We start from the raw sequence: 15,243 nt of genomic DNA, 5'->3' as shown, positions 1-15,243 counted from the left end.
ATATAGCCTTCCTGCGGCAACAGACAGCAATATGCATCTGAGCAGCTTGCTGCCACCATCCGCTCTGGGCCTGACTCAAGAGTGCATCTGGACTTATCATGGTGCGGAACAGACGAGAGGGAGGATGGCCTCATGGGCGAAGACGCAAAGCTTGATGTCTCTGCTGCGGCCCAGGCTGGCAGAGCGACAAAGGGTGAAGACAAGCTTGGCAGGCTCTGCGACGAGGTGGATGCAGACACCCGCAGCAGAGATGGATCTCCAGAAAGCCAGCCTGAGTTCGAAGAGCTTGCGCGCACGGTCTGGCGCCTGAGACAGGCTGATGGCTGCCCCTGGGACCGGGTGCAGACGCATGAGAGCATAGCAAGGAACATGATCGAGGAAGCCTATGAGGCAGTGGACACCTTCCAGGCGCACGATGATGCGCATATGCGCGAGGAGCTCGGCGATGTGCTTCTGCAGGTGCTGCTCCATGCGCAGATTGCGGCCGATGAAGGCTCCTTCGATATCCACGACGTCTGCAGGGGTCTGAATCGGAAACTCATCCGCAGGCATCCGCATATATTCGGAACGCCTGGGGGAGACGTGTCCCGCGTCTCAGCAGAAGGCACTCAAGAGGTGCCGGACATCTGGGACAAGGTAAAGCGTGAAGAGCGCGAAGCGAAGGGCGAGGCCACCGGCGAGGAGCCTGGGCTTCTTGATTCTGTGCCCATATCGCTTCCTGCCCTCATGCAGGCCCAGAAGATATCGAAGCGTGCTGCCAAGATGGGCTTTGACTGGAAGACCACAGATGATGTCTGGGACAAGGTCAATGAGGAAGTGGGGGAGTTCGAAGCTGAGCCCTCTGGCTCAGAGCGCGCCTTCGAAGAGTTTGGCGATGTCCTCTTCTCGCTTGTCAATGTCGCACGCAAGGAGCATATCGACGCAGAAGCGGCACTGGCCTTCGCGAACCGCAAGTTCCGCAGCCGCTGGGCTTCTATGGAGCGTGCTGCCGAGGCTTCAGGAAAGCCTCTGGATGCATGCTCCGATGAGGAGCTCGACCAGCTCTGGAGGCGGGCAAAGCAGGAAGAGCGGGGACAGTAATTCAGTGCAGAGATTCCATCCCGTAGTGAGAGCGATAATCTCGTTGCATCATGAATGAAAGAGCCTCTCCCGTTCTCTGATGGAATGGGAGAGGCTCTCTGTTGCAATCTGTGAAGGGAAACGATTACGACAGGAGCATGCGGTCGTTGGCAAGCTCGCCGCCCGAGACCTCCTCGAACTTCTTCAGAAGGTCTGCGACCTTGAGCTTTGCCTTCTCTTCGCCGCGTACATCATAGATGATCTGGCCTTCATGCATCATGATGAGACGGTTGCCGAGCCTGATGGCGTCGTGCATGTTGTGTGTCACCATGAGGGTCGTAAGGCCGTTCTCGTCGACAAGCTTCTGCGTGAGCGAGAGGACCTTGGCAGCCGTCTTCGGGTCGAGGGCTGCCGTATGCTCGTCGAGCAGGAGCAGCTTCGGCTTCTTGAGGACTGCCATGAGAAGCGTCAGCGCCTGGCGCTGGCCGCCAGAAAGCAGTCCCACCTTCGACGTCATCCTTGTCTCAAGGCCGAGGTCGAGTTCCTTCAGGCGATCGACATAGCTTTCGCGCTCGGACTTGCCGATGCCCCAGGCAAGGCCGCGGTGCTGGCCCCTGCGTGCGGCAAGGGCAAGATTCTCGTCGATCTGCATGTCAGCTGCTGTGCCGCGCATGGGGTCCTGGAAAACACGTCCCAGATCGGCTGCACGCTTGTACTCGGGCAGGCGCGAGACATCCTGTCCGTCGAGCTCGATCGTGCCGCCATCAGGCGGGAAGACGCCTGCGACGATGTTCAGGAGCGTCGATTTGCCGGCTCCATTGCCGCCGATGACCGTGACGAAATCGCCGTCTGCAAGATCGAGGTTCACGCCGCGCAGAGCCGGCTTCTCGTTCACCGTGCCCTTGTTGAAGGTCTTTGTGACATTCGTGAGCTTGAGCATCAGCGCTCGCCTCCCTTCGAGTAGGAGAGATGCTGCTGCCTGCGCTCCAGGATGACGGGGATGACAAGGGCAAGGGCGACGATGATGGCAGAGAAGAGCTTCATGTCGTTTGCGTCCATGCCCATCTGGAGGACGATGGCACGGATCAGGAAGTAGACGACAGAGCCGACGACCGCGGAAGTGAGGCGGCTGCCAAAGGCCTGGAGCTTGCCCGGGGTGAGACGGCCGAGCACCTCGCCGATCACGATGGCAGCAAGGCCGATAACGATGGCACCAGTGCCCATGTTGATGTCAGCGTACTTCTGGCTCTGGCATACAAGAGCGCCAGAAAGACCGACAAGGCCGTTCGAGATCATGAGGGCAAGAAGCTTCGTCACACGCACATCGATGCCGAGAGCGCGGCACATATGCTCATTCTGGCCCGTGGCGCGGAGGGCAGAGCCAATCTCGGTTCCGAAGAACCAGTACAGAAGCACGATGCAGAGCACGGCGACCAGGATGCCGATCATGAAGGATGCGACGCTCTGGGAGACACCCAGAAGCGAAGCAAGACGGGTGAAGACGGTGTCGACATTCAGGAGCGGAACATTGGACTTGCCCATGATGCGCAGGTTGATGGACCAGAGTGCAATCTGAGTAAGGATTCCTGCAAGGATGGCGGGGATATCGAAGACCGTATGTAGCAGGCCGGTGACAGCGCCTGCAATGACACCGGCAAGGGTGCCAAGAAGAATGGCAAGAAGCGGATCGAGGCCAAGCGTGACCGATGCGGTCGCGGCAACGCAGCCGCCCAAAGCGAAGCTGCCATCGACCGTAAGATCTGCGATGTCGAGCATCTTGTAGGTGATGAAGACGCCCAGGACCATGATGCCCCAGAGAATTCCCTGGTAGACGGCCCCGGAGAGAGCGAGAAGCATTAAGATTTCCTCCTTTTCCAAAAGCATGCCCGGCGAAAATGGGCCGGGCACAGAATAGAGCAGCGATACTGGACGGCAGGAAGGTCCTGCCAGAGCTCTGTCCTCTTACTGGATGACAGAGAGGTCGACGCCTATCGCTTTCGCGGTCTCTTCGTTCGTCGAGAGCGTGCATTCGCTGGCATCGAGCGTCTCGATCGGCATGTCGGCAGGTTTCGACTCGCCCTTCAGGATCTTCACAGCCATCTCACCCGCCTTGTAGCCAAGCTTGTTGTAGTCAATGCCGTAGGTGGCAAGGCCGCCATTGTCGACCATGCCCTTCTCTCCGCAGATGACAGGAAGCTTGTTCTCATTGGCGACCATAGCGACCGTTGTCATTCCGGCAGCGATCGTGTTGTCCGTCGGAGCGTAGCAGGCATCGACCTTGCCGACCATGGACTCGACGACCTGCTGGATCTCGTTCGAGCTGGAGACCGAGTAGCGCGTGACTTCGAGGCTGCGCTTGGCTGCAGCTTCCTCCGCCATCTGCACCTGGACATCGGAGTTGGACTCGGCGGTGCAGTACAGGACGCCGACCTTCTTGGCATCAGGAAGGAGCTGGATAAGCAGGTCGAACTGGTCATCGACCGGCGTGAGGTCGGAGGTGCCCGTGACGTTGCCACCAGGAGCATCGTTCGAGGCGACGAGGCCGGATGCGGCAAAGTCGGTGATGGCAGTGCCGACGATGGGAATCTCGGTCGTGGCACCTGCCACTGCCTGGGCAGCAGGGGTGGCGATGGCAAGAATCAGGTCGTCGCCGTCGTTCACGAGCTTCTGAGCGATGGTCTGGCAGGCAGACTGATCATTCTGCGCATTCTGCTGATCGATCGTATAAGAGATGCCCGAATCGTCGAGCGCCTGGACGAATCCCTTGTTTGCCTGGTCGAGCGCTTCATGCTCGGTGAGCTGCAGGACACCGATCTTGAACTTCTTTTCGCCGCTTGTGCCGGAGCATGCAGCAAGGCCGCCTGTGGCCATAAATGCTGCAGCACCTCCGAACATTGCTAGTGCGCTGCGACGTGTGATATTTCTGGCCATGCTGACAGCCTCCTCATTGTGAGCGTGCCGCCCGCAGCGCAGGCAGGCTTCAGCAGAAGGCCATGCCGGCTCCATGAGCGGCGCAAGATTGATACATGAACAGATGCTAGTTTCATGAGAGGGCACAGGTGGAGTAAGAGCTGCAACTGATAACGAGCATTTAACCGCATGGATAAGGAACTGAGCAGTCAGCTGTATCGCATCGGCCGCAGCATCCTGGCGCACGAGATAGCCGACATTCATGATCTCATCGGTCTCGAGCGGCACCGGAATGATGCCACGGTCAGATGGATAGACCCCCATTGCGATGTTGTAGCCATCATGCTCCGACAAGAGGCGCGCCAGAGATCCGTTGTCGCTGAGCGCGACATGGCTGTGGCAGGGAAGGCCGGCAAGCGGCTCCTCTGCAAAATAGGCCGACCCTTTCGTGCCCTGCAGATGGGCGAAGCGCTCCATCATCTGCAAGGTGCTCGTCGGCGTCGGTTAACTCATCGGCGAAGCTGGGGGAGTGCAGCTGCGCTGCTCATGGCGCTTGATGGCTTCGGCATCGGTGTCGGCATCTCCGGCCTCACCTTCCTCGTCGCCTCCTATGCCTATGACCGGCTCGAAACGATTCCTGCCTTCGATGCAATCAGGCACTACATACGTCCTGTCATCGGAGGGATTCTGCTCACGATTGCCGTGACGATGCTATCGCTTGCTGTGGAGGCAGCACAGCACGCACCCGCAAGGCTCCGCTCGGAAAGCTGATACTGCTTGCGGTCTGCGTGGCGCTTGGCTGCATGAATGGTCTTGCGCTGATCGCCTGGCAGCCGCTGCCGCAATGGATGCAACAAGAAGCATAACGGAACAGCCGATCCAGACCGCCCGCCCATGCACCCGGGTATGCGTGGCTTTCATGAGCTGCTCAGATACGAGACCAGCCATGCAGCAGCCGAGCATGTCAATTGCTGGAGCTTCGATCAAGCCGCACCATTTCTCTGAGTGCTTAGCAAGAAGGATGGCGGCAGATATAATCAAAGGCGCGACTGATGACTCTGAACAGGGGCTTTCGCCACACCCGTTCTGGAAGGACGGAGACACAGAAGCGGTCCCGCCAAGCGTCTTCTGGATGCATTGAACCAAGCAGCAGGACGGGCAAGCGATAAGGAATGCGAGCTATGGAGTTTCGAAAGATAAGGAAGAAGAGAAACGAGATCGGCATCGATGCTGCAAAGGATCTGCTGGCTCGTTCCAGACGGGGAGTTCTTGCTGTGAATGGTGACGACGGATATCCCTATGCCATTCCGATCAACTTCCTTTATGACGGAGAGCGCAATCAGATCATCTTTCATGGCGCAAGGGCAGGGCATAAGGTCGATTCCCTGAAGAGGAGCGACAAGGTATGCTTCACGGTCTTTGGCAACGAAACGATCAAGGACGAGCCATGGGCCCCATATATGCAGAGCACGGTCGTCTTCGGGAGATGCCATCTGATAGACAGCCCCGAAGAGAACATCAGATACGTGAGACAGTTCGCAATGAAATACTATCCCGATCCCGCTCTGGTGGAAGAAGAGATCGTGCACTCGGGACGCGCTGTGCAGATGTTCGTGATCGATATCGAGCATATGAGCGGCAAGGAAGTCCAGGAACGGTAGGGAAGGGCTGCACGAACCCCCCAAGCCATGATCCTTTCGCTGCAGGACATGTCCTGCAAATCTTTACGTCAATGACGCGGCATCGCATGCAGGAATGCCCCGCCAGAGCACGTGTTCGATCTGCGTGCCCTATGCAGGCAGTTCCTGCATGCAGTTGCACAGCTGCTACAGCGACGCTATGAAGCGCATCTGCCCCGCGCGCCCGGCTTCATCCCATTTGAAGACGCCGGCATCCTCGAGCACATGCGAGAAGACTTCGCCGACAGCATCTTTTACGATGGCCTGGATGTTGTCTTCCGCAAGCTCCGGATGCGCCTGCGCAAGCCCTTTTGCCCAGACGGCATGGGCGGAAGCGAGCTCGTCCTGTCTGAGCTCTTCGAGGGAGGCATCCTTGAGGAGGAGCTCCTCAGTGCGCTTGAGCTCGGGCACGAGGCGGGGAGGGAGGATGGCAAGACCCATGACCTCGATGAGGCCGATGTTCTCGCGCTTGATGTGGTGCCACTGCTCATGCGGATGGAAGACGCCGAGCGGATGGTCCTTCGAGGTGATATTGCACCTGAGAGCGAGGTAGGCCTCATAGGTGCCGTCATGCTTCCTGACGATAGGCGTGACCGTATTGTGGGCGCCATTCTCGTCGTGGGCGATGATGCCGAGATCGGGGTCGCTCCAGGCTCTCCAGCATGTGATGATGTGCTCTGCTGCATCGAGGATCTGGCCCCGGTTCTGAGAAGTGAGCCTCAGGACCGAGAGCGGCCACTTGAGGACTTCGCCCTTGATGTCGGGATATCCTGGGACCTCGAATGTCTCTGCCGTCTCTGCCTTCATCATTGCGAATTCATGCCTGCCGCCCTGGTAATGGTCATGCGAGAGGATGGAGCCTCCGACGATAGGCAGGTCGGCATTCGAGCCGATGAAGTAGTGGGGGAAGAGGTCCACGAAATCGAGCAGGCAGGAAAGCGACGCCCTGTCCACATGCATCGGGCGGTGGTGCGCGCTCATAGCGATGCAGTGCTCGTTGAAGTAGGCATAAGGGGAGTACTGGAAGCCCCAGCGCTCGTGCCCGAGCTCGATCGGGATGATGCGGAGATTCTGGCGCGCTGGATGGGCGCCGAAGGCATCGGACGCAGGACGGCCCGCATATCCTTCGTTCTCGATGCAGAGCTGGCACGCAGGATATTTCTCGCCTGCAGGCGCCTTGCCGGCAGCGGCAATCTCGCGCGGGTCCTTCTCCGGCTTCGAGAGATTGATCGTGATCTCGAGAGGACCGAATTCGCTCTCATATGTCCAGCAGATGTTTCTGGCAATGGCTGACCTGCGCACATAGCCGGCATCGCAGCAGAGGCTGTAGAACCAGTCTGTTGCGGCCTGGCCGCCCTTGGTGCTCCTCAGATCGGCGAACTTCTTTGCTATCTCGGACGGCCTTGGCATGAGGAGCCCCATGATCTCCATTGCGATGCGGTCGCGCCCCGAGGCAGTATTCTCCTCCTTGCCGGCAGCAATCGCGTGCTCGGCAAGTTCTGCCAGGAGCTCGTCAGGGACGTCAGATGACGCAGCAGGGGAGACAGCAGGATCTTCTGCATTCTCGGCCAGTGTCCATGCATCTTGAGGTCCAGGGCCGGTGTGTCCTATGGCAGAAAGCACGCTGTTGTAGGCCCAGATGCGGTCTTCCCAGGCTAGCAGGCCGTGCACGGCTGCATAGTCGCAGATGGCTTCGATCTCTGCTGCAATGTCTTCAGCTACTCCCATGATGCAAAAGCACCCCTTTCTGCAATGTGATAGCGGCGCGTGGCATCCTTGCCGAGCCAGGCGTCCATCCTCTCCTGGAACTGGCCTGCTTCTGCAAACGGGACGAAGCACTGGATCGTGCCGCCGAAGCCGCCGCCGTGGATCCGGCAAGCGCCTTTGCCTTCTAGAAGGCGCTCGGCAAGTGCAAGCGCAACCATTGCCGGCTGCTCGGCATTGCCGGTCGTCACATTCTGGAGATACATTGCAGAGCTCTTGCCCGACGCGCGCGTGAGTGCCAGGAACTCTTCGATATTGTCTTCCTGGAGTGCCTGCCACCTCTTCTGAACGAGCCGGTCCTCGTTCCAGTAGTGGAGGGCGCGGAGCACCGGCCTGTCGCCGAGCTTCTTCCTGAGCTCCGGTACCGCATCAAGGAACTTCTTCTCATCCACATCGGCGAGACGGACCTTGCCGAAGGTACGGGCGACTTCCTGCATCTCTTCGGGGATGGCGGCATAGGCGTCGGTCAGGTCCTCATGGCTCGCTCCGACCTTTGCCAAGATCAGGGCGTATCCTGCATCCTCGAAGTCATAGACGAGCTTCTCTGCCTTGGGATTCTCCTTATCGAAGAAATCGATGAAGGCAAGGCCGCCGAGACAGACCGAAGCCTGGTCCATGAGGCCACAGGGCTTGCCGAAATAGACGTTCTCGACTTTCTGGCACATGCGGGCAAGCTCGAGCGCATCGTAGCTCTTTCCGTCCCAGAACGCTTCCATGGCACGGCCGAGCGCCGCTTCGATGGCAGCGGAGGAGGAAAGCCCGCCGCCCACGGGAATCGTGCTCGTAAGGGCGATATCGAAGCCGGAGGGCACCCTGCCATCCTCAGCCATGGATGCCGCCATGCCACGCACAAGCGCAGCCGTCGTATTCTTCTCGTCTACGCGGATCGAGAGGTCGGAGGCATCGACCGTGACGAGAGGGTAGCCATCGCTTGCAAGGCGGATCAGCGTGCCTTCTGTCTTTCTGGCTACGGCGTCGATTGCGACATCGAGGGCGCCCGCAATGACATGGCCACCCTCATGATCGGTGTGGTTGCCGGCGATCTCGGAGCGTCCTGGCGCATGCACCTGAAGCAGCTTGGCTCCCTTGTCTGGCTCGCCGAATGCTTCGTCGAAGACTTCGTGCGCCCGCATCTGTCCTTCCGTCATCTTTGAGGATTCCATCTCGTTCTCTCCTTGTCTTGTCTGTCCAACATTTGGCAGCCTATCGCTGCATATACGTGCCAAGCATCCAGGAAATGCCTATCTCGTAAGGCCTCTCTGGCGTGCAGACGGGCTGAGGCCACGACGGGTGATGTGCGCAATCGGGGAAGTACTCAGCCTCGGCCGCAAAGCCAGCGCCTGCTACGTAGCTCGTCCCGTCTTTCCCCTCCGGATCATCGAGCCAGTTTCCGGGATAGAGCTGGATGCCGGGAGCTGTCACAGAGATGTCGAGCGTACGTCCGGACTTCGGATCATGAGCTGAAAGGGCATGCCGGAGCTTGCCATCAGGCTCCCAGCCCCTTTCGCAGAAGCAGTGGTCGATGCCATGCCCCCGCTCGAGCTGGACCGATGCCTGACCGAGATCTTGGCCCAATGCCTTGGGAGTCCTGAAGTCGAAAGGAGTGCCTGCCACGGGCAGGATGCGTCCATCCGGCACATGGTCGCCTGCTATCGGCAGGAAGCTGTCTGCATCGATTGCGACAACCGTATCGAGGGCAGAACCTGAGGCATGGCCCGCGAGATTGAAATACGTGTGGTTCGTCACGTTCACGAACGTCTCTTTGTCGCTCTCGCACCGGTAGCGTATGTCGACTCTATAGCCATCCTGCTCTTCTACTAGAGAGAATGTTGCGGTGAAGCGGCGGTTGCCTGGAAGGCCAAGCTCTCCGTCTGCCAGATTGCAGGCAAGCGTCAGAGAATCATCCGACTCATCTTCGATGCGTTCCCAGAGCCTCTTGTGGAGGCCTTTCGTCAGGCTCGAGTGGAGGTTGTTTGCGTTGTCAGGCCCATCATTCCTCTCGAGTGCATATGGCTGCGAGCCAATCGTAAGCTCGGCGCCGCGGGTCCTGTTCGCGACAGGTCCGATCGTCGCACCGTAGCAGGCTGGGTCATCGAAGTAGCCTTCAAGCCCGGAGAAGCCGAGCACGATATCATCCACGTTCCCGCCCCTGTCTGGAACGGAAAGGCCCAGCACCGTTGCGCCGAAATCGGTGACGGTCAGGGCAGCGTTGCCTACTAGAATCGTATATTTCATGGCGCAGCTGCCATCTGGCAGCATGCCAAGCATCGAGCTCTCGACCATATGCATCCTCCCTGCTTCTGCTACAATGTTAACGTACGCATAGCTCAATTGCAGCGAGATTCTTGGCTCTGTGCTACTGTTTTCGCCAATGGAACCAAATGGCAGGGGAGCGGCAGGAGGGATTCGCGTGACGAAGAGAGAGCAGATGCACCGTCCGGTATCGGCAGCGGATGTCGCTCGTGCCGCGGGCGTATCCCAGCAGACTGTCTCCCGCGTCGTGAACCGGCAGCCCAATGTGAGCGAGAAGACGCGCCTCGCTGTGACACGTGCGATGGAGGAGCTCGGGTTCCGCCCCAACTTTGCCGGGCGCTCGCTCAGGAGCGGCCGCTACCATTCGGTTGGCCTCACGATCTACAACATCACGCAGTACGGCAATCTCTCGACGCTTGACGGTATCGCCACTGCTGCACGTGAGCATGGGTATGCCATAACGATGGAAGAGGAGCGTGACGACAGCCCTGTCTCGCTCGAAGCGACAACGAGGCGCATGCTTGCCCTTCCTGTCGATGCGATGATCGTCAGCATGAGCATCAAGGCAGAGGACTTCGATGTCTTCCGTCCGGCACAGGGCTTGGGCTGCGTGCTTCTGACCATGTATCCGCATCCTGGCTGCACGACAATCGATTCCGACCAGTATGGCTGCTCCCGCCTTGTTATGAATCATCTCCTTTCCCATGGACACAGAGAGGTCCGCTTCGTTGCCGGCCCCTCATATTCGGTCGACTCCACATTCCGCGAAAAGGGCTGGCGAGATGCGCTGGAAGAGCAGGGGATTGAAGCAGTGGAGCCCCTTGCCGGTGACTGGGCCGCAGACAGCGGCTACGAGGCAGGTGCCGCGCTTGCGACAGACGCGTCAATGACCGCCGTCTATGCAGCAAACGACCAGATGGCCTTGGGCGTCATTGCCGCGCTCGAGGATGCCGGAAGGCAGGTGCCGGAAGACGTGAGCGTCGTGGGCGTCGATGATTCCCTGGGCGGCACCGTACCCAGAAACCGCCTTACGACGGTGCGCTTCGATATGTTCCAGCGCGGCACCCGCGCCTTCGAGGAAGCGCTCAAGGCAGGGGAGCCGGGCTACGAGGTCCAGGACATCCGCATTCCCGGCACTCTCATCGAGCGCTCCACGGTACGGGACATCAGATAGCCGAAGCCGCTCTCGGGTACAATTCATTCGTCAAACGTATTGGAAGGAACCTTCCGTGTTCATTGCATTGTTCTCTACGGTCTTCGGGCTCTGGCTCGTCGGCTGCATCATCGCCTTCTTCTTCAAGCTCGTCTGGTGGACCTTTGCCTTCGCCTTCAAGGCACTCGGCTGGCTCATACTTGCCTGCATCGTGTTGGCTCTTCTGAGCGTACCCTTCATAGCCGCTGTCATCGCCTGTGCAGCGCTCCTCGCAGGCCTTGCACACGCGGGTGCCCATTAGGATGCCTTCGCAGGAAGGCGTCTCCTTCATCCTCTATGCAGGTGACACCCCCGTGGAGGTCACGAAGCGCCATGTCAGGGATCTCAATCTGCGTGTAACCCGTGAGGGACGCTGTGTCATGTCGATCCCGCTTCGCTGCTCCCGTGCTATTGCCCAGTCCTTCCTGGATGAGCGCCAGGCATGGATAGAGCAGAAGATGGCGGCATCCAGGAGAAGGATCTCTGCCATATCCGCCGAGCGCTACCTTTCCGGCTCCCACACGATGCTCTGGGGCGAGCCCTGCACCGTAATGCTCGAGGAAGTCCAAGCAAGCAGACAATCCGTCTCATTCGATCTGGATAAGAAGACCGTGACCCTCAGACTCGGCCGCACGGCGCTCGAAGACAGCGATGAGGGGTGCCAGATTCGGCATGATGCCATCCGTAAGGTGCGCAGGCTTGCACTCGAGACGCGGCTTCCCGAGCTGGCAGAGCAGGCCGAAGAACGCGTCGGAGCAGCAGCTTCTGGCTGGCATGTACGGGACATGAAGACGCGGTGGGGCTCCTGCTCGACCGGCACAGGCCAGATCAGGCTCGCCTCGGCACTCTCCGCTTATCCCATATTCTGTGCCGAAGCTGTGGCCTGCCACGAAGCATGCCATCTGATTGTTCCCAACCACAGCGCTGCATTCTATCGGGAGCTCACCCGCGCCTATCCTGACTGGCAGCACGCACGGCAATACCTCAAGCAGGCGCCACGCCCCATCTGACAAAGGCCATTTCCGTTTCCTGTGCGTTGCGCCTCTTCCATAAGCGGCTATATGCTGCCATTCTTGATGCATAAACGCCGATGGAGGGAGGCAGCGTGGCAGAGCTTGGCACAGAGGAGCTCAAGAGGCTCTTTGCCGAGGACCATTTCGCGAGCGATGCCTGCGGCTGCAGGATCGAAGAGGCACGTCCTGGATATGCCCGCGTGAGCTTCGAAATCGAGAGGCGCCACAGGAACCAGAGGAACGAAGTAATGGGCGGTGCCATCTTCACGCTCGGCGACTTCGCGATAGCCGTCGCCTCGAATGCCACGGGCACGGCCCATGTGGCAGTGAGCTGCTCGATCGATTTCCTGACGATCGTGAAGGGCACCCGCCTCATCGCAGAAGCCAGAGCGGAGCGTGGCGGGCGCCACCTTGCCTTCTATTCTGCCAGGATCACAGATGAGCTTGGCACCTACGTGGCACGCATGAGCTCGACCGGCTTTGCCGTCGGAGAGATTCCCGAAGATGTTCTCGCACGCATATCGGGCACAACGGATACTAAGGAGAGATAGCCATGAAGAAAGATACCGCGGTCCTCGTGATCGATGTCCTCGTTTCCGGAGCAGACGACACGCTCTACAAGCAGGACCCCGCAGAAGCGGCTCTCGTAAAGAAGGCCGCTGCGGTCGTCGATGCTGCACGTGCAGCAGAGCTTCCCGTCATCTTCCTCTGCGACCAGCATATCAAGGGCGTGGACAGAGAGCTCGAGCTCTGGGGAGACCATGGCATAAAGGGCGATGCACGTCCGAATCCAGAGTTCGAGGCAGGTTCTGGCGCACTTGACTTCATCATCCCCAAGAGGCGCTATTCGGGATTCTTCGGAACCGACCTCGATCTGACGCTCAGGGAGCTCGGAGTCACCAAGCTCATTGCCGTCGGCGAGGACACGAACATCTGCGTACTCCACACGCTTGCCGACGCCTGGAACCTGGGCTATGCGACGGAGGTCGTCACCGACGCAACGAGGACCTTCCTTGTCGGGACGCAGGAAGGGGCGCTCGAGCATATGCAGAAGTGCTTCGGCACGAAGCCTGTCACGGCAGACGAAGCAATGGCAGAGCTTGCGTAAGTACTGAACAGGAAATCACGAACTGGGGGGAGCCTGCATCAGCAGGCTCCCTTTTTGCACTTTCATGACTCAATCAGGTACCAATTTTCAGATACCTCAGGAAAATATTGAAGAAATTTGTTCAAGTTGTGTACTTCTTTTGTACAATACTGAAATTGCTGTGTTGGGAAAGCAACAGACGGGAGAGGGTCTGTATGGACAAGAACCAGCGTATCTGCATCGTAGGTGGCGGTCCCGCAGGAACATCGATGGCAATGTATCTGCAGAAGCAGGGATTCCACAACTACACGATCTATGAGAAGTCGGGACGTGTCGGCGGCAAGGCATTCTCGCCGAAGATGGAAGTCACGACAAAGGACGGCAAGAAGGAGCAGCGCACCATCGAGATGGGTGCTGTCATGGGCTGCGATACCTACTTCGCCGTGCATGAGTGCGAGGAGTTCGGCGGAGCCACGCATGCCGATGGCCCGGCCATGGGACGCCGCTTCACGAATACCGATGGCACCCCGATCAAGCAGTCGAAGCTTGCTCTTCTCAAGAAGGTCATGAAGATGCGCAAGCTCTCGAAGCTCCTTGCCACGAAGTACAAGGGCTACGACGTGAATGGACACCGTGGAGTCGCCCAGGGCCGCTATGAGGGCCTCTGCCCTTCGCCCGAGCTCAAGCTTGCCCACATCGAGGGAGAGAATCCGAACCTCAAGGACCTCTCGATGCCGTTCTCGGAGTTCCTGAAGCTCAACCACTGCGAGGATGCAGAGCTCGTCTGGAAGGGCCCCTTCACGTCCTTCGGCTATGGCTACTTCGACGAGATTCCTGCAGCCTATGTGCTCAAGTACCTCGACGCCTTCACGGTGAAGCAGTTCCTGTCCACCGGCAGGCTCTGGACCTGGAAGAACGGCACCGAGTCCATCTGGCAGGGCGTGAACAGCCATCTCGAGCATCCGGCAGTCCTCAATACCGAGGTCACCGGCATCAAGCGCGAGGGCGGCAAGGTCACGGTCACGCTGAACGGCAAGCAGGAGGAAATCTTCGACAAGCTCATCATCTGCACGCCGCTCGAGATGTTCCTCGGCTACGGCGACCCGACCGCAGAAGAGACCGAGCTCTTCTCCAAGATCCAGAACAAGGAATACTTCACGATGGCAGTGAGGACAGAAGACGAGAAGTCGCCTGACATCTCCTACTACTATTTCGCGAACATGACGCCTGAGACCCGCGGACATCTCATGGTCTTCTATCACCGCTGGCCGGACTGCGGACCGCAGCCGCTCGTCACCTTCACGCTCAGGAACCATGAGGGCATGAAGGACGTGCCGTTCGAAGAGGCCCGCGACACGACGCTTGCCGACATGGCAAAGTCGGGCCTTCCTGTCGTCAAGACCGAGCGCATCGATGACTGGTACTACTTCCCGCATGTGTCCTGCAAGGACTATGCTGACGGCTGGTACGACAAGGTCGAGGCGCTCCAGGGCGAGAAGAATACCTACTTCGCTGGCGAGGTCATGGCATTCGGCGACATGGAGGAGACGGTCGAGTACTCCAAGGACCTCGTGCGCCGCTTCTTCACCGATTAGACAAGGCTTGGGTCACATGGAAGAAATCAAGATCATCGAGCTCAAGGAGAGCGTCTTTGCCGACAATGATGCTGAGGCAGAGAAGCTCCGCCAGAGCCTCAAGAAGAGGGGCACCTTCCTCATCAATGTGATGAGCTCGCCTGGTGCCGGAAAGACTTCGACGCTCAAGGCTCTCATCCCGAAGCTCGCCCAGAACCATTCCGTTTCCGTCATGGAAGCAGACATCGACGGTGCCATCGACGCCGACGAGATCCAGGAAGAGACAGGTGCCCATGCCGTGCAGCTCCACACGGGTGGCATGTGCCACCTCGATGCCGGCATGACTGAGCAGGGAATCGATTCTCTCGGGGACACGCCTTCTGACATCGTCTTCCTCGAGAACGTGGGCAACCTCGTCTGCCCGGCAGAGTTCGATACCGGTGCAGCCATCAACGCCGTGATCCTTTCTGTTCCTGAGGGAGACGACAAGCCGCTCAAGTACCCGCTCATGTTCGAGAAGGCAGACGTCGTGATCCTCAACAAGTGCGACGTCCTGCCGTACTTCGACTTCGACCTCGATACGTTCAAGAAGTATCTGAGGGACCGGAACGACAGCTGCGACCTCATCCAGATCTCCGCCAAGACAGGAGACGGCACAGATGAGCTTGCTGCCTGGATCGAGCGCGCCTACGAAACATGGAGGGCCTAAGGC

Annotated in this window: 16 protein-coding genes; 10 read left to right on the top strand and 6 right to left on the bottom strand. The window is 59.0% G+C overall.

The genetic code is table 11. The features are described from left to right. Positions 1–132: 132 nt before the first annotated feature. Positions 133–1,080, top strand: a complete 948-nt coding sequence (mazG, locus tag ABVS03_RS05200) for a nucleoside triphosphate pyrophosphohydrolase (protein WP_368018299.1) — start codon at positions 133–135, stop codon at positions 1,078–1,080. 124 nt (positions 1,081–1,204) lie between these two features. Here the strand turns inward: mazG and ABVS03_RS05195 are convergent, their stop codons facing one another. From ABVS03_RS05195 to ABVS03_RS05185, 3 genes are all read right to left on the bottom strand, one after another. Continuing rightward, positions 1,205–1,999 carry an ABC transporter ATP-binding protein gene (locus ABVS03_RS05195; RefSeq protein ID WP_330971006.1) on the bottom strand — a complete coding sequence of 265 codons (795 nt, stop codon included), beginning with the start codon at positions 1,997–1,999 and terminating at the stop codon, positions 1,205–1,207. Continuing rightward, positions 1,999–2,916, bottom strand: a complete 918-nt coding sequence (locus ABVS03_RS05190) for an ABC transporter permease (RefSeq protein WP_368018298.1) — start codon at positions 2,914–2,916, stop codon at positions 1,999–2,001. The genes ABVS03_RS05195 and ABVS03_RS05190 overlap by 1 nt, the downstream gene beginning before the upstream one ends. 105 nt (positions 2,917–3,021) lie before the next feature. Then, positions 3,022–3,930, bottom strand: a complete 909-nt coding sequence (locus ABVS03_RS05185) for an ABC transporter substrate-binding protein (RefSeq protein WP_368018327.1) — start codon at positions 3,928–3,930, stop codon at positions 3,022–3,024. Between the two features lie 585 nt (positions 3,931–4,515). Here ABVS03_RS05185 and ABVS03_RS05180 point away from each other — a divergent pair. Next, positions 4,516–4,740 (top strand): hypothetical protein, encoded by a 225-nt coding sequence (locus tag ABVS03_RS05180; RefSeq protein ID WP_368018297.1) that lies wholly within the window; start codon positions 4,516–4,518, stop codon positions 4,738–4,740. A 410-nt stretch (positions 4,741–5,150) separates the two neighbouring features. After that, positions 5,151–5,630: a pyridoxamine 5'-phosphate oxidase family protein gene (locus tag ABVS03_RS05175; protein ID WP_368018296.1), complete on the top strand. Its 480-nt coding sequence runs from the start codon at positions 5,151–5,153 to the stop codon at positions 5,628–5,630. Between the two features lie 165 nt (positions 5,631–5,795). Here the strand turns inward: ABVS03_RS05175 and ABVS03_RS05170 are convergent, their stop codons facing one another. From ABVS03_RS05170 to ABVS03_RS05160, 3 genes are read right to left on the bottom strand one after another with little or no spacing between them, the layout of a single operon-like run. Beyond that, on the bottom strand, positions 5,796–7,376 hold the full coding sequence (locus ABVS03_RS05170; RefSeq protein ID WP_368018295.1) for a UDP-glucose--hexose-1-phosphate uridylyltransferase: 1,581 nt from the start codon (positions 7,374–7,376) through the stop codon (positions 5,796–5,798). Then, positions 7,367–8,575, bottom strand: a complete 1,209-nt coding sequence (locus ABVS03_RS05165; RefSeq protein WP_368018294.1) for a galactokinase — start codon at positions 8,573–8,575, stop codon at positions 7,367–7,369. Before ABVS03_RS05165 ends, ABVS03_RS05170 begins: the two co-directional genes overlap by 10 nt. A 40-nt stretch (positions 8,576–8,615) precedes the next feature. Next, a complete protein-coding gene (locus ABVS03_RS05160) occupies positions 8,616–9,695 on the bottom strand; it encodes an aldose epimerase family protein (protein WP_368018293.1) in 1,080 nt (359 codons plus the stop codon). A 145-nt stretch (positions 9,696–9,840) separates the two neighbouring features. Between ABVS03_RS05160 and ABVS03_RS05155 the strand changes: the two genes are divergently transcribed. From ABVS03_RS05155 to hypB, 7 genes are all read left to right on the top strand, one after another. Beyond that, a complete protein-coding gene (locus ABVS03_RS05155) occupies positions 9,841–10,839 on the top strand; it encodes a LacI family DNA-binding transcriptional regulator (RefSeq protein ID WP_368018326.1) in 999 nt (332 codons plus the stop codon). Between the two features lie 55 nt (positions 10,840–10,894). Further along, entirely contained in the window at positions 10,895–11,119 is a 225-nt protein-coding gene (locus ABVS03_RS05150) for a hypothetical protein (RefSeq protein WP_330971016.1), read from the top strand. 1 nt (position 11,120) lies between these two features. Further along, a complete protein-coding gene (locus ABVS03_RS05145) occupies positions 11,121–11,867 on the top strand; it encodes a M48 family metallopeptidase (protein ID WP_368018292.1) in 747 nt (248 codons plus the stop codon). Between the two features lie 95 nt (positions 11,868–11,962). Continuing rightward, the gene (locus tag ABVS03_RS05140) at positions 11,963–12,421 is read left to right on the top strand and encodes a PaaI family thioesterase (protein ID WP_368018291.1); all 459 of its coding nucleotides are present in this window, start codon (positions 11,963–11,965) and stop codon (positions 12,419–12,421) included. A 2-nt stretch (positions 12,422–12,423) separates the two neighbouring features. Beyond that, positions 12,424–12,978 carry a cysteine hydrolase family protein gene (locus ABVS03_RS05135; protein WP_368018290.1) on the top strand — a complete coding sequence of 185 codons (555 nt, stop codon included), beginning with the start codon at positions 12,424–12,426 and terminating at the stop codon, positions 12,976–12,978. Between the two features lie 194 nt (positions 12,979–13,172). Continuing rightward, positions 13,173–14,552: an FAD-dependent oxidoreductase gene (locus ABVS03_RS05130; RefSeq protein ID WP_368018289.1), complete on the top strand. Its 1,380-nt coding sequence runs from the start codon at positions 13,173–13,175 to the stop codon at positions 14,550–14,552. Positions 14,553–14,568: 16 nt separating this feature from the next. Next, positions 14,569–15,240: a hydrogenase nickel incorporation protein HypB gene (gene hypB / locus ABVS03_RS05125; protein WP_368018288.1), complete on the top strand. Its 672-nt coding sequence runs from the start codon at positions 14,569–14,571 to the stop codon at positions 15,238–15,240. Positions 15,241–15,243 lie beyond the last annotated feature (3 nt).

Origin of the sequence: Olsenella sp. AGMB03486 (assembly GCF_040884255.1) — a bacterium.
Taxonomy (GTDB): Bacteria; Actinomycetota; Coriobacteriia; order Coriobacteriales; family Atopobiaceae; genus Olsenella_L; species Olsenella_L kribbiana.
The sequence above is the reverse complement of the archived record's forward strand: the minus strand, read 5'-3'. Positions and strand labels throughout refer to the sequence as shown.